The organism is Streptomyces scabichelini (assembly GCF_011045015.1).
GTDB classification, from domain to species: Bacteria; Actinomycetota; Actinomycetes; order Streptomycetales; family Streptomycetaceae; genus Streptomyces; species Streptomyces scabichelini.
In genome coordinates, this window is record NZ_JAAKZY010000002.1 from 129061 (window position 1) to 142406 (window position 13346).

At 69.6% G+C, this 13346-nt stretch carries 11 protein-coding genes and 1 pseudogene; 7 read left to right on the forward strand and 5 right to left on the reverse strand.

Annotation, left to right across the window (positions count from 1 at the left end; translation table 11 throughout):
• Nucleotides 1–3 precede the first annotated feature (3 nt).
• Together G5C60_RS01335 and G5C60_RS01340 are read left to right on the forward strand one after the other, a co-directional pair.
• A complete protein-coding gene (locus G5C60_RS01335; RefSeq protein WP_241266392.1) occupies nucleotides 4–810 on the forward strand; it encodes an SDR family NAD(P)-dependent oxidoreductase in 807 nt (268 codons plus the stop codon).
• Nucleotides 811–931: 121 nt separating this feature from the next.
• Nucleotides 932–1975 (forward strand): hypothetical protein, encoded by a 1044-nt coding sequence (locus G5C60_RS01340; protein WP_165254268.1) that lies wholly within the window; start codon nucleotides 932–934, stop codon nucleotides 1973–1975.
• Between the two features lie 51 nt (nucleotides 1976–2026).
• On the opposite strand, the gene G5C60_RS01345 is transcribed toward G5C60_RS01340, so the two are convergent.
• Together G5C60_RS01345 and G5C60_RS01350 are read right to left on the reverse strand one after the other, a co-directional pair.
• The gene (locus G5C60_RS01345; RefSeq protein WP_241266393.1) at nucleotides 2027–2587 is read right to left on the reverse strand and encodes a DoxX family protein; all 561 of its coding nucleotides are present in this window, start codon (nucleotides 2585–2587) and stop codon (nucleotides 2027–2029) included.
• A 173-nt stretch (nucleotides 2588–2760) separates the two neighbouring features.
• Nucleotides 2761–3708: pseudogene (locus tag G5C60_RS01350) on the reverse strand (glycoside hydrolase family 16 protein); the annotation flags it as partial.
• A gap of 553 nt (nucleotides 3709–4261) precedes the next feature.
• On the opposite strand from G5C60_RS01350, the gene G5C60_RS01355 reads away from it, so the two are divergent.
• Nucleotides 4262–6028 (forward strand): sulfatase-like hydrolase/transferase, encoded by a 1767-nt coding sequence (locus tag G5C60_RS01355; RefSeq protein WP_165254269.1) that lies wholly within the window; start codon nucleotides 4262–4264, stop codon nucleotides 6026–6028.
• A gap of 132 nt (nucleotides 6029–6160) precedes the next feature.
• On the opposite strand, the gene G5C60_RS01360 is transcribed toward G5C60_RS01355, so the two are convergent.
• Both G5C60_RS01360 and G5C60_RS01365 read right to left on the reverse strand, forming a co-directional pair.
• Complete coding sequence (locus G5C60_RS01360; RefSeq protein WP_165254291.1) at nucleotides 6161–6940, reverse strand: IclR family transcriptional regulator; 780 nt, start codon at nucleotides 6938–6940, stop codon at nucleotides 6161–6163.
• Nucleotides 6941–7009: 69 nt separating this feature from the next.
• The gene (locus tag G5C60_RS01365; RefSeq protein WP_165254292.1) at nucleotides 7010–7435 is read right to left on the reverse strand and encodes a MarR family winged helix-turn-helix transcriptional regulator; all 426 of its coding nucleotides are present in this window, start codon (nucleotides 7433–7435) and stop codon (nucleotides 7010–7012) included.
• Nucleotides 7436–7663: 228 nt separating this feature from the next.
• Here G5C60_RS01365 and G5C60_RS01370 point away from each other — a divergent pair, with 228 nt between their 5' ends.
• Genes G5C60_RS01370 through G5C60_RS01385 form a run of 4 tightly spaced genes read left to right on the forward strand, consistent with a single transcriptional unit; the run spans nucleotide 7664 to nucleotide 11488 of the window.
• On the forward strand, nucleotides 7664–8581 hold the full coding sequence (locus tag G5C60_RS01370) for an SDR family oxidoreductase (RefSeq protein WP_165254270.1): 918 nt from the start codon (nucleotides 7664–7666) through the stop codon (nucleotides 8579–8581).
• Nucleotides 8582–8584: 3 nt separating this feature from the next.
• On the forward strand, nucleotides 8585–9472 hold the full coding sequence (locus tag G5C60_RS01375) for an amidohydrolase family protein (RefSeq protein WP_165254271.1): 888 nt from the start codon (nucleotides 8585–8587) through the stop codon (nucleotides 9470–9472).
• A 10-nt stretch (nucleotides 9473–9482) separates the two neighbouring features.
• Nucleotides 9483–11015 carry an acyl-CoA synthetase gene (locus G5C60_RS01380; protein WP_165254272.1) on the forward strand — a complete coding sequence of 511 codons (1533 nt, stop codon included), beginning with the start codon at nucleotides 9483–9485 and terminating at the stop codon, nucleotides 11013–11015.
• A gap of 17 nt (nucleotides 11016–11032) precedes the next feature.
• Entirely contained in the window at nucleotides 11033–11488 is a 456-nt protein-coding gene (locus G5C60_RS01385) for a MaoC family dehydratase (protein ID WP_165254273.1), read from the forward strand.
• A 139-nt stretch (nucleotides 11489–11627) separates the two neighbouring features.
• Here G5C60_RS01385 and G5C60_RS01390 read toward each other — a convergent pair whose 3' ends face one another.
• Nucleotides 11628–13292 carry a PHP domain-containing protein gene (locus G5C60_RS01390; RefSeq protein ID WP_165254274.1) on the reverse strand — a complete coding sequence of 555 codons (1665 nt, stop codon included), beginning with the start codon at nucleotides 13290–13292 and terminating at the stop codon, nucleotides 11628–11630.
• Nucleotides 13293–13346: the final 54 nt, after the last annotated feature.

Here is a 13346-nt window from a genome sequence, read left to right on the forward strand (position 1 = left end):
CCGATGACGGGACAAGGGATCGCACAGGGGAGCCACGAGGGCCTGCTCGCAGGTCAAGTGGTCATGATCACGGGGGCGTCCAGCGGCATCGGCGAGGCCGCTGCACGCTTGTTCGCGGAAGAGGGGGCCGCGGTCGTTCTCATGGCGCGCCGCGAGGACAGGCTGCGCACGCTCGCCGAGGAGATCGCCGCCGCCGGCGGCCAGGCACTCGCCGTTCCGGGCGACGTCGCTGTCAGCGCCGACGTCCAGCGCGTCGTCGAGGCGGCGGTGGAGCATTTCGGCGGCCTCGACTCCGCGTTCAACAACGCGGGTTACGCCACCGTCGGGACCTTGCTGCACGAGACGGACGACGAGGTGTACGACCGCACGATGGACGTCAACGTCCGAGGCGTGTGGAACTGCATGAAGCACCAGCTGCCGGTGATGCTGGCGTCGGGAAAGGGCGGGTCCGTCGTCAACACCAGTAGTACGGCCGGCCGGTACGCGACGGGTGCGTCCGTTCCGTACGTGGCGGCCAAGCACGCGATCCTGGGGATCACGCGGGCGGCGGCGTCCGAGTACGGAGAGCACGGGATCCGTGTCAACGCACTCGTCGTCGGCACGACGCGCAGCGAGATGATCGACGAGGCGGTGCGGCAACTCCCGCATCTGGAGGAGGCGTTCATCGCCCCGCAGATCCAGAAGCGCATGGCGTCGCCTCGGGAGATCGCCGAGGCGGCGGCCTGGTTGTGCAGTGGGCGCTCGTCATTCGTCACGGGCGTGGCGATGCCGGTCGACGGGGGTATTTCGGCCCAGGCCAAGGCGGGTTGACGCAGTCGGACTTCGACGAGGCCGCTGACGCCGCGCCCGTTCGACCACGGTTCGAGGCCTGTTCCATCACGTATCGGACAAGGGGCATGCCCGGGACCGGTGGCTCGGGGAGTCTGCGGGCATGGCGAGACGCGGGGGATGTCTGATCAACGGTTGCCTGACCGTGCTGGTGCTCGCCCTGGTGGTGGTCATCGGCGTGATGGCGTGGATCGGGACGCGCGGCTGGCGTTACGAAAACCAGGCGCGGGACGACCTGAAGGCGAGCGTGGACCGGACGCGGGCCGCCCTGGCGCGGGCGGCCGCCGACGGCATCCTGCTCGGTACCGAGATCGACCGGGCGGTGGTGGGCTTCACCAAGTCGCGCCCCGAGGTCCGGCGTCAGGCCAGGACCGTCACGGTCACCATGCGGTTGTCGGCTTCCGTGGGTGCCTGGTTCGTCGGCGCCGGGGACGCCGCCGGGTGCTACCGGTTCGAGACCGTACCCTCCGCCGGTTCGCCTTCCGTCTCCGTACGCGAAGTGCCCGAGCGGACCTGCCTCGACCGTTCGCCCTGGCCGGACCGGAAGCCGGCGGAGGTCGCCGACGACGTGGTCGTGGAACTGCGGGCCGCGGTGGCCCGTGACGGGGTCGAGGGCGCGGGCACCGCGCACGTGTGGCAGACCTCGGGCATCAGGATCGAGGACAGGGAGACCGTGAGCGGTCAGCTGACCACGCTTGCTTGGCTGCATGGCGGCACCGGATTTGGAAGCAAGGTCTGCTACGAGTTCCGGGTGACCCAGTCCTCCGTCACCGCCGAACTGCTGAAGCCGGACGGCTGTTACCGCATCGAGCGCGAGCGCTACGCCCAGGCAGAAAAGGCCCGTCGGGCCGAACTCGAAGCGGGTGCCGAGAACGTCGAGCGACGGATGGAGGATGCGTTGGACGACGGACGGTTGACCGATGCCGAGATGCAGGTAGCCCTGGCCCTCCCGACACCCGACGGGATGGGCGGCGAGACGACCGGCGCCCCGGTCGACCGGCTGGAGAGTGTGGAGCGTTCGCCCACCGAGGTGACTGTGGTCGCCCGGGTGCAGACCGTCGGAGCCATGTGGTGCTACGAGTTCCGCGCGCATCTCCCGACGGAGGCCGTCACGCGCCACTACCTGGAGAACGGCTGCTCGTTGTAGCCACGACTCCCACCACGACTCCGACCACGAGGCCGGCGAGGAGCAAGTCCTCTAGCCGAAGATCTGCCGGCCCCTCCGCCGTCGCCGCACCGCCAGCGACGACTCCAGCGAGTACGTCGGAGCCCCTGACAGCAGCAGGGGCAGCCAGGCCATCAGATAGGCGAGGTCATTGCTGTAGTAGTAGTGCTCGGTCTCCCAGCTGACCGTCAGCCAGAAGGTGAGCGAGATCAACGCTCCGCCGAATGCGGCCAGCCGGGACCACAGGCCAAGCAACGTCCCCGCCCCCACGGCGATCTCGCCCGCCGCGATGGCATAGCCGAAGCCCTCCGGGCTCTGCAGCGCGAGGTCGATCAGCCAGGGCACGGCCGCCGTCTGCTGCACGCTCTCCAGCAGCGAGGCGAGCGAGCCGTCACCGCTGCCGGCGAGGAAGGCGGAGTCGGTGAGCTTGTCCAAACCGGCGTAGATGAAGGTGATGCCGAGGAAGAGCCGTAGCGGCAGCAGCGCATGACGCCCGGCCGAGGTCCTGATCCCGCCACCGCCCGGGGCGTCACCGAAGCCGTCGATGGCCTTGGGTCCGCCGCCCTCGCCGCCCATCCGCTCCGCCAGGGACATCCGTCCACCTGCCTCTCCGCAAGTGCGTTCGGGTTATGTGCGGAGGAGCTCCTTCCCCTTGACCCGTGGCACAAGGCGAGCGTGGCGCGAAGTATTCGGGGAAATTACGTGGGGTCTGGCCCCGGCCCTGCCGGGCCGGGGCCAGACCCCGCAACATTTTCCGTGATCTTCTAACCGGCGGCCTGGAGAACCTGGACGTAGTCGACCACGAGCGGGTGGCCGGGCTCTGTGCCACCGTCGGGGCCGCCGCCGTGCGCGTTCGGGAAGGCGCCGCCCATCGCGACGTTCAGGATGATGAAGAAGCCGTGGTTGGTGGCGTTGGCCCAGGTCGTCGCGTCGACCTGGTTCTCGCGCACCGTGTGGTAGTTGGTGCCGTCGACGTAGAAGCGGATCTCCTCCGTGTCGGTCGACCTGTCCCACTCGACGGCGTACGTGTGGAAGCCGGCCGTGCATGCCGTGCCGGGGCACGCGGTGGAGCCGCCGATGCCGGTGTTCTCGTTGCAGGGGCCGCCCGGGGCGGTGCCGCAGTGCATCGTGGCGTACACCGTGTTCTGACCCTGGGTGTTCTCCATGATGTCCAGCTCGCCGACGCTCGGCCAGTTCTGGTAGTTGCCGCGGTAGGGCCCGCCCAGCATCCAGAACGCGGGCCAGTAGCCCTTCGCGGCGGCGCCCGTGACGTTCGGCGCCTGGATCCGGCCCTCGACGCGCAGTTTGCCTCCGGCGGGCGGCTCGAAGTCGGTGCGGTTGGTCTCGATACGGCCCGAGGTCCAGTTGCCGGAGGCGTCGCGGCGCGGCGTGATCCGGAGGTTTCCGTTCCCGTCGAGGGAGACGTTGTCCGTGCTGTCGGTCATCGTCTCGATCTCGCCGGTGCCCCAGTTGGCGGGGCCGCCCGGGTAGCCGGTGCCCGTCGCATACTGCCAGTTCTCGGTGTTGACGCCGGAGCCCGCGGCGCCGTTGAAGTCGTCGGTGAACACTTCCGTCCAGCCCGCCGGGGGCGGGGGCGGCGACGCGTTCGCGGGCAGGGTGACCGCCGCGGCGGCGCCCGCGGCCAGGCCCAGCGTGCTCAGTACGGCGATGACCACATGCCGGAGAGGTTTGCGCTTGCTGTGAGTTCCACTCATGGGTGCCTCTTCGCGGAGGGGTGGGGGGTATGCAGGTGGGGGTCCATTGAGAGCGCTCTCAATGAAGCTGCGCCGGACAATGTGCTCCCTGTCACTCCAGTCGTCAAGAGGTAAAGCCGAGAAAGTGCTTGCGCGGGTGGAGAGTTCACGCCGTGAACGAAGAGGGACCGGTGAGAGGGATATCGGCCGCGCGTACCAGAAGACGCGAGAAGGCAGGCGAAGGCCCGAGAAGACGCGAGAAGGCACGAGAAGGCCCGAGAAGACCTGAGAAGGCACGCGAAGGCATAAATCGAGTCACGAACCAGACGAATCCAGTCGAGAACCGGTAGGCGGGAACCTGCGACCGCGATTCGCCCTCTCTATGGGCGAGCGTTCGCCCAGCGTCGTGCGGAGGCTCGGATCCACCTGTGCGCACCCCCGAATGACCTGCTGCAACCAACACTTCATACGCCGTGCATGGTCTTGCGCCGAGTGTTCCCAGCAACATCAGCATCACCATCAGTCACGGTTGTCGTTGCAGCCGATCTTCAACCACCCGCACAGGAGAACACGTATGCCCAGCCGCCGTCGCTTCCTCGCCGGGACCGCAGTCGCGCTCGGCGTCACAGGGGCGGCCACGGCCTGTGAGTCGGCCACGACCTCGTCCACCGACGCACTTCCGCAGGCCCCCGTCATGCCCGCCGCCCAATCCCCGGCGAACGGGCTCAACTTCGTGGTGATCCTCGCGGACGACCTCGGATACGGCGAGCTCGGAGCGTACGGCCAGAAGCTGATCCGCACCCCGCGCCTGGACGCCCTCGCCGCCGAGGGACTGCGCTTCACGGACGCCTACGCGGCGGCCCCGGTCTGCGCCCCCTCCCGCTGCTCCCTGTTCACCGGACTGCACAGCGGCCATGCGACCGTGCGCGAGAACCCGTGGGGGCCCGGTGGCCAGGCCCCACTTACCGACCGCGACTTCACCTTCGCCGAGGCCCTGCGTGCCCGCGGCTACCGCACCGCGCTGATCGGCAAGTGGGGTTTCGGCCCCGAGGAGCCGAACCAGCCGAGCCACCCCAATGCCCGTGGTTTCGACGAGTTCTACGGCTACATCTCGCACCGGCACGCGCACGACTACTACCCGTCGTACCTGTGGCGGAACGATGAGCGGGAGCAGATCCCGGAGAACGAGGACGGGGCGAGACGGGCCTACGCCCCCGACCTCCTCGAGGGCCGCGCCCTCGACTTCATGGACGCGCACAAGGACGAGGCCTTCCTCCTCTGCCTCACGCCCACCCTGCCGCACGCGCCGAGCCGCGCACCGGACATGGGGGCGTACGGCGCCAGCCCCTGGTCGCGGCCCAACAAGCTGCACGCCGCCCAGGTAAGCCGCTTCGACGCCCTCGTTGGCAACGTCACCGACCGGCTGGAGTCCCTCGGCATAGCGCAGCGCACCGTGGTGATCGTCACCAGCGACAACGGCCCGCACGAGGAGGGCCGTACCGACCCCGAACTCTTCGGCGCGAGCGGCGGACTGCGCGGCATCAAGCGCAATCTGTACGAGGGCGGCATCCGCGTCCCGCTCATCGCCTGGTCCCCGAAGCGCGTACCGTCCGGCACCACGGACCGCCTGACCCCGCTCACCGACCTGCTGCCGACCCTCGCCGAACTCGCGGGCGCGCCCGCCCCTGCGGACATCGACGGACTGTCCATCGCCCCGCTGCTGCGCGGCGGCACGGACACCGCCCGCCACGACCACCTGTACTTCTACCGCAACCACTCCGGCGTGACCCCGGGCGCCAACGCCGTCGACCAGGGCCGGGGCCGACAGCTCGCCGAGGCGCTGCGGCGCGGCGATGTGAAGGCGGTGCGGTTCGCGCCTGGCCAGGACCGCCGCGCACCCGACGACCAGTGGGACGTCGAGCTGTACGACCTCGCCAGGGACCCCGGCGAGCAGGACGACATCGCCGACAAGCGCCCCGCCGAAGCCGACGCGCTGGTGAGGCTGATGCGTTCGTCCTGGGTGGACCCGTACGAGCGCAAGCCCTTCGGTGTGACGCTCGATGTGGCCTCGCGGGGTGACGAGTTCACCGTGACGGCCACCCTCGCGAACGGCTCCGCCAGGCCGTGGACGGCGGCCCGGCTCGAGCTCCAGGTCCCGGGCGGCTGGAGCGTACGCGCGCTCAGTTCCGAGACCGCGGACCTCATCACCGCGGGCGGCCGCCTCACCACACGGTGGACGGTCACGCCCACGTCGGACGGCGAGTGGCTGACCTGCGTGGGCACGGCCAGGCACGCGGGTGCTCTCGTCACGTACGCCGCGAGTGCGAACACCTCAGCGTGAGCGCTCCGCTGGCAGAACGGTGATTGACCTGCGGGCCGGTGGAGGCTGGTCGCGCAGTTCCCCGCGCCCCTAAGAGGCCTGCGGCCTCCTTAGGGGCGCGGTACCGCACCGGACTTCACCAAGGCTGCCTAGTCACCCGGTGGCAGCCGGACCCGGTGGTTTGTCCTGGGCCGGCTGCCACCCCAGTGCCCGGGAGATCCCACGCGCCGCGAGCCGTACCGCCGGGATCAACGCCGGTGTCTGGGCGCCGCGTTGGGGCACCACGACGGAGACCGCCGCCACGACGGAACCGCCCGCTCCCCGTACCGGGGCGGCCACCGACAGGGCGTCCTCGGTGACCTGACGGCTGCTCACCGCCACGCCCGAGCGCCGCACCTCGGCCAGAACGCGGCGCAAGGTGGCCGGGTCCCTGATCGTGTACGGGGTGAACGTGGCGAGCGGCTGCGCGCAGTACTCCTCCTGGGACGCCGCGTCGCTGTGTGCGAGCAGCGCGAGCCCCACTCCGGTCGCGTGCAGCGGCCAGCGCCCGCCCACCCGGATGTGCACGCCGACCGCCGAACGCCCGGAGAGCCACTCGATGTAGACGACCTCGGCACCGTCGCGCACCGCCAACTGCACGTTCTCGTGCGTGGCTTCGTACAGGTCCTCCAGATACGGCAGCGCGATCTGCCGCAGCGCCAGGCCGCGTGGGGCAAGGGCCGCGATCTCCCACAGGCGCAGCCCGACGTGGTACATCCCGGACGCGTCGCGCTCCAGGGCACCCCACTCGCTGAGCGCGCCGACGAGCCGGTGGGCGGTCGTGAGGCTGAGCCCGGCCCGGCGGCTGACGTCCGTGAGGGAGAGCGCCGGGTGGTCGTGGTCGAAGGCGGCGAGCACGGCGAGGAGGCGGTCGGGCGCCGATCGTGCGGTCATCAGCTCGTCCCGGCTCATGTCACCTCACCTCGTCCCGGCTCATCCCACCTCACCTGACCTCATCTCATCTCAGCTGAGTTCTGTCTCGGCGATCCGTTGCAGGAGCGTGTGCAGCGTGACCCGCTCGGCGGGGTCGAGGGCGTGCAGCAGGTCGTTCGTGACGCGCAGCCCCGCCTCGTCGGTGTTCCGCAGGAACGCCCGGCCGTCCTCGGTCAGCACGACGATCCGGCTTCGGCGGTCGTCGGGCGACGGACGGCGCTCGGCGAAACCGAGCTTCTCCAGGTCATCGACGAGCCCGACGATCGCGCTCGGGTCGTACCCGAGGCGGGCGCTCAGCTCCCGCTGGAGCGCGCCCTCCGAGGTGGCCAGGAAGCGCAGCAGCGCGTAGTGACGCAGCCGCAGCCCCGACTCCTGGAGGAACGCGTTGAACAACTGCCCCGAGCGCAGACCGATCCGGTACAGCAGGTAGCCGGTGTCCGCGTGCAGCTCCCGCATCCACGGCTCCTGCGCGTCGATGGCGTCGGGGTTCGTCACATGCTGCTGGCCGGCGATGGCGGGCTCCCTGGTCGTGGCCCCGAGTGTCGGGCGGGGCGGGCGTAGGTGGTGTTCGGTTCTCACAGCATGGCGCACACCTCCACCGACAACAACTATTGACGTCAACAATTATTGTCCTTACCTTCGATTTCGTAGCCGCAGCGCATCCGCTCTCGAAGGGACCCCGTCGTGCCCAGCATCGATCTCACCGGCAAAGTGGCCGTCGTCACCGGCTCCGGCCGTGGCCTCGGCCTCGCCTACGCGCACGCTCTCGCCGCCGCAGGCGCCTCCGTGGTCGTCAACGACGTGGACGAGGCCGTCGCCGAGCAGGCCGTCAAGGCGATCACCGCGGCCGGGGGCGCCGCGGTCGCCGAGGTGGTCGCGGTCGGTACGAGCGAGGCCGCGGACCGGCTGGTCAACCGCGCCGTGGAGGAGTTCGGGCGTCTCGACATCCTGGTCACCAACGCGGGCATCCTGCGCGACAAGGTCCTGTGGAAGATGACCGACGAGGACTTCGACGCGGTGATCACGACCCATCTGAAGGGCACCTTCACCTGCGCCCGCGCCGCCGCCGTGCGCATGCGCGAGCAGGGCGAGGGCGGCAGCCTGATCCTGGTGGGCTCCCCGGCCGGACAGCGCGGCAACTTCGGCCAGACGAACTACGCTGCCGCGAAGGCCGGCATCGCCGCCATGGCCCGTACATGGTCGATGGAGCTGGGCCGCGCAGGCATCACCGTCAACGCGATCGTGCCCGTCGCGGCCACCGCGATGACCGAGACCATCCCGGCCTTCGCCCCCTACATCGAGGCGATGCGCCAGGGCGAGCCGCTGCCGGACTTCCTGCGCAAGGGCGAGGGCTTCGGCACCCCCGAGGACTGCGCCGCCCTTGTCCCGTTCCTCGCCTCCGAAGCCGCCCGCGGTGTCACCGGCCAGGCCATCGGCATCGGCGGCGACAAGGTGGCCCTCTGGTCCCATCCCCAGGAGATCAAGGCGGCGTACGCTGACGGTGGCTGGTCCCCCGACGCCCTCGCCGACGCCTGGCCCACCTCGCTGGGCGCCGAGCCGCAGACCGTGGGCATCCCCGCGCCGAAGTTCCCGGAGGCGTAAACCATGGCGACTCCCCTCAACGTCGAGGAACTCGTCGCGATCGACGTCCACACCCACGCCGAGGTGTCCTCCAAGGGCACCTCGTCCCTCGACGACGACCTGCACGACGCCTCCAGCGCCTACTTCAAGGTCGAGGGCAAGCGGAAGCCCACCCTCGAGGAGACGGCCGCGTACTACCGCGAGCGGAAGATGGCCGCCGTGATCTTCACGGTGGACGCCGAGTCCGCGACCGGCACCGAGCCCGTCCCGAACGAGGAGGTCGCCGAGGCCGCGGCAGCCAACCCGGACGTCCTCATCCCGTTCGCCTCCATCGACCCCTTCCGCGGCAAGGCAGGCGTCAAGCAGGCCCGCCGCCTGGTCGAGGAGTACGGGGTGAAGGGCTTCAAGTTCCACCCCAGCATCCAGGGCTTCTTCCCGAACGACCGGTCCGTGGCGTACGGCCTGTACGAGGTGATCGAGGAGACCGGCACGATCGCCCTCTTCCACACCGGCCAGACGGGCATCGGCGCCGGAGTCCCCGGCGGGGGCGGGATCCGCCTGAAGTACTCGAACCCGCTCCACGTGGACGACGTGGCCGCGGACTTCCCCCACCTGAAGATCATTCTGGCGCACCCCTCCTTCCCCTGGCAGGACGAGGCCCTCGCGGTCGCCACCCACAAGCCGGGCGTGCACATCGACCTCTCCGGCTGGTCGCCGAAGTACTTCCCGCCGCAGCTCGTGCAGTACGCGAACACGCTGCTCAAGGACAAGGTGCTGTTCGGCTCCGACTACCCGGTCCTCACCCCGGACCGCTGGCTCGCCGACTTCGCGAAGCTCACCATCAAGGACGAGGTCAAGCCGAAGATCCTCAAGGAGAACGCGGCCCGGCTGCTCGGACTGACGAAGACGTAAGGGGCTACCGATGCGCAATGAGGGACTGGGATCGTGGCCCGCACGCCGGGCTCGCAAGACTCCCCGACGCACCGCCCTGATCCACCACGACACCGAGGTCTCGTACGCCGAGCTGTACGAGCGCACCACCCGCCTCGCGCACGCCCTGCGCGCGGCCGGCGTACGACGCGGCGACCGGGTCGCCTACCTCGGCCCCAACCACCCCTCGTACCTGGAGACGCTGTTCGCGGCGGGCACGCTCGGCGCGGTCTTCGTGCCCCTCAACGTCCGGCTCGCCGGACCGGAGATCGGTTACCAGCTCGCGGACTCGGGCGCGAAGGCACTCGTCTACGCGCCGTCGCTGGCCGGGGTCGTCGCCGGTATGCCGGGCAGTACCGATGTGCGGTCGTACGTCGAAATCGGCGCCGAGTACGAGGAGTTGATCGCCGGGGCGGCCGTCGAGCCGATCGACGAACCCGTCACCGCCGACGACACCTGCATCATCATGTACACCTCGGGGACGACGGGCCGCCCCAAAGGCGCCATGCTCACCCACGGCAATCTGACGTGGAACGCGATCAACGTCCTCGTCGACCACGACCTGATCGCCGAGGAACGCGCCCTGGTCTCCGCCCCGTTGTTCCACACGGCCGGGCTGAACATGCTCACCCTGCCCGTGCTGCTCAAGGGCGGCACCTGTGTCCTGGTCGAGGCATTCGACCCGGCGGCCACCTTCGACCTGATCGAACGGCACCGGATCACCTTCATGTTCGGCGTCCCGACGATGTTCGACCAGGTGGCGCGGCACGAGCGCTGGGCCGGCGCCGACCTGTCGTCGTTGCGGATTCTGACGTGCGGGGGTTCACCGGTCCCCACCCCGCTCATCGCCAGGTACCAGGAGCGCGGCCTCACCTTCCTCCAGGGGTACGGCATGACCGAGGCCTCGCCCGGCACGCTCTTCCTGGACGCCGAGCACGCGGTCGACAAGGCGGGCTCGGCGGGTGTGCCGCACTTCTTCAGCGACGTGAAGGTCGTACGGCCGGACATGGCGCCGGTCGAGGTCGGCGAGACCGGCGAAGTCGTCGTACGCGGACCGCATGTCATGCCCGGCTATTGGGGGCTGCCCGACGAGACCGCAGCCGTCTTCAGCGACGGCTGGTTCCGCAGCGGGGACGCGGCGCGGGTCGACGAGGACGGCTACGTCTACATCGTCGACCGCATCAAGGACATGATCATCTCCGGTGGCGAGAACATCTATCCCGCCGAGATCGAGGACCAGCTCCTGGCCCATCCGGACATCGTCGAGTGCGCGGTCATCGGCGTGCCCGACGAGAAGTGGGGCGAGGTGCCGCGTGCGGTCGTCGTGCCACGGGAGGACGTGGAGCTCGATCCGCACGAGGTCCTCGCCCGGCTGGCCGGACGCCTCGCCAAGTACAAGATCCCGAAGTCGGTGGTGCTCGCGGAGGAACTGCCGCGCACCGCCTCCGGCAAGCTGCTGAAGGCACGTGTCCGTAAGCGGTACGGCACCAGCTCTCCCGGCTCTTCCGACTCTTCCAACTCTTAGCTAAGGAACTACGGCATATGAGCATCACCGTGAACGGCATCGACGAGCTCAAGAAGCTTGCGGGGAGTGACCTCGGTACCAGTGAGTGGATCGAGGTCACCCAGGAGCGCATCAACACGTTCGCCGACGCCACCGGGGATCACCAGTGGATCCACGTGGACCCCGAGCGCGCCAAGGAGGGGCCGTTCGGCGCTCCCATCGCCCATGGCTACCTCACGCTCTCCCTCTTCATCCCGCTGTTCACCGAGTTGCTGGACGTCGAGGGTGTCTCGACGAAGGTCAACTATGGGCTGAACAAGGTGCGGTTTCCCTCGCCGGTGAAGGTGGGGTCGCGGATTCGGCTGGTCGGGAAGCTGGCGTCGGTCGAGGACGTGCCGGGGGGCGTGCAGATTGCCGTTGACGGCACGATCGAGATCGAGGGCGGGGCCAAGCCTGCGGCTGTGTTGCAGAGCCTTTCTCGGTTTTATGCCTGAGCGCCGTAGGGCTTGAGCGGGGTGGGGAACTGCGGGCCGTTTGTGGCTGGTCGCGCAGTTCCCCGCGCCCCTTACGGGGCCCGTTGTGGCTGGTCGCGCCCACGCGGCGGAGCCGCAAATTGATACAGCCCCGCGCCCCTTACGGGGCCACGTCCACGAACACCGGGTTCGAGTAGAACCAGGTGTCCGCCCACGGGTCGCCGTTCCCGGGCTCGTGCGGGATCGGGCCGTGCGGGTCAACGGCAGCTCCCAGATAGCCCGTTCCGTTGCGGTTTCCGTCGCTGCCGCGCAGGCGGACGTAGAAGGACTCGTCTCCGGCCGTGAGCGGGATGCGCAGGGTGTAGGTCCCCTTCCGCCCGCTCACGTCCGCCGTGTGCACGACCTTCGTGTCGGGGGCGCGCCAGTCGTCGCGGTCGGCTGCCGGGCCGCGTACCGCGCCGCGGATGACGTCGACGTGAGCCAACTCCGGCAGGATTCCCTGGGTGTTGGGGCGGGAGGCGGTCGTCACGGTGACCGACAGGGTGAGCTTCTCGCCCTTGCGCACGCGCAGTCGGCCGCCGAGCGTCACACCGGGTCCGAAGTCGCGGTCCCGCTTCACGCGTATGTCGAGGCCGTCCAGCAGATGCCCGTGGTCGAGCCAGACCCGGCCCGCGCGCAGGCCCGACATCACCGCGCGGTAGCCGTAGCGGGTCACGCCCACGTGGGTGCGGCTGAACTGGCCGGGCCAGAAGTCGCCCCCGGGCTGCGGCTCGGTCGTGTTCACCGGGTCGGGCAGACGGCCGGTGTTGTCGAAGGTCTGGCCGGGCAGCCAGTCGCCGTTCTTCCAGGTGTCGAACACCACCCGGTGCACATCGGAGTTGGTGGTGATCGTGAACAGCTTGCCCTCGGCGAGCATGGCGTCCCACAGGCCGCCGACGGTGGCTGTCATCCAGTCGAAGCCGCCGTAGGTGACGTACGCGTCTTCCGGATAGCCGGGCCAGGAGTTCGCCGACGGCTTGTTCTCGTACTCGCCGCGGATCGACGTCGGGCCGCGCCAGCCCGGGATGCCGCCGCCCTGCGCACCGGGCGCGCCCTCCACGCCGATCATGATCTCGGGTGCCGCGTCCCGCCAGTTGCGCATCTCGTGCGGGGAGTCGATGCCCAGGCGCAGCGGGTGGTTGGCGAGGACGAGTACGTCGTCGACGTAGCCGGTGCGGCGCTGCTCGGCGAGCCACTTGATGGCAGCGACGGCGTGCGCCTCGTTGCGGGGAGTGTCGGGGTGGGTGGGGCCGCCCGCTGTGTAACCGAGCAGCTTGCCGTCGTAGGCGAGCTCGAACTTGGTGAGGACGTCGACCTCGTGCGGGCCCGGCGCCGCGAAGACCGTGCAGTGCTCGGCACCCGGGATGTACCACTCCAGGCCCTGGAAGATCAGCTGACGGGGGTTCGCGGCGCGTGTCTTGAGGATCTCCTCGTGCTCCATCTGCGCCCCGTACTTCGCGTGCCCGAAGTTGGAGTGCTCGTTGAACACCATCCAGTCGACACCGTACTCGGCAGCGGCCTGGGCGATCTGGGTGAACGTGTACTTGGCGTCGTGGCTGTAGACGGTGTGGAGGTGGTGGTCGCCGACGAGGTAGGCGAGCCGCGGGTCTTCGCCGCCGAGCGGGGTCGATTGCGCGGCCGCGGGCGCGGCGAGGGAACCGGCCGCGAAGGCGGCGCCGAACAGACCCGCACGGCGCATGAGCTGACGTCTGGAGAGGCCCTGCGGATCGAGGGCGGCGGGGGAGACGGATGGATCCGCCCAACTGGGCAGTTGTTGCTCGGACATGGGTGATCTCTTCTCCGGGAGTCGGACACTTGTCGAGCATGGGGGGCGTAGGGG